This is a genomic window from Bacillus sp. LR--39 (genome assembly GCF_053613335.1).
Window position 1 is genome coordinate 1 of sequence record NZ_JBSIOT010000777.1, and the last position, 749, is coordinate 749.

Consider the following 749-nt stretch of genomic DNA (forward strand, 5'->3'; position numbering starts at 1 on the left):
TTCATCCTGCTTTGGATTTTGCCAAAGTTTATTGGCGTCACGGGAGTTTGGCTATCCTTGCCGCTTTCCGAGTTTTTTGTTGCCGTCCTCCTCTTTTTCATTGCAAGAAAACATGTGATGGGAAAAGGAAATCCCGCTATCGGGAAGGGATGATTTTACAGCCGGGAGATTTTCCCCGCTTGTTGTCCTATAGAACTTAATTTGTCCATTCAAGGAAAAGAAATGTTTGTGCTGTTTGAATCCCCTCCTATTCGAAGGACATGATAGATTAAAGGCGCCTGCCTGTCACAGCCTTCGTACGCATATGGCGGGCTGACACGTTCGGCGTGATCGGCAAGTTAAATGTCGCTCTTTGCTAGTTACAGATCGACAATGGTTAGGTAAAGTTATAACTGTCCCGCCAACAAGGCTGGACAGAATGACGACCAAACGAGCGAAGGTGCAGAAAGTTAAAGGAGTGCTCAAGATGTCTCATACTCGAATTAAATTCCCGGCAGGATTTTGGGCAGGATTGCGTCAATTAGGAATTAACGCCCCTGATGTGCTTCGAAAAGCCCGGCTGCCGCTCACCGTGATGACTGAACCAGTTGTCACCGCCGCCCAATACTTCGCGATCTGGCAGGCGTATTCCGACCTTGTTGATGACGTTTCCAAAGGAATCATCAAGCTTGCGACCGGCTTTGAGCCGGCACATTACCCTCCGGCCGTATTAGCGGCTTACCATGCCCGTGACTACCGCGGCGCGCTAA

The 749-nt window shown here is 49.3% G+C and carries 1 pseudogene; it reads left to right on the plus strand.

The window, feature by feature from the left end:
• Window positions 1–466: 466 nt before the first annotated feature.
• Window positions 467–749 (plus strand): annotated as a pseudogene (locus tag ACWHAR_RS26490) (AraC family transcriptional regulator); the annotation flags it as partial.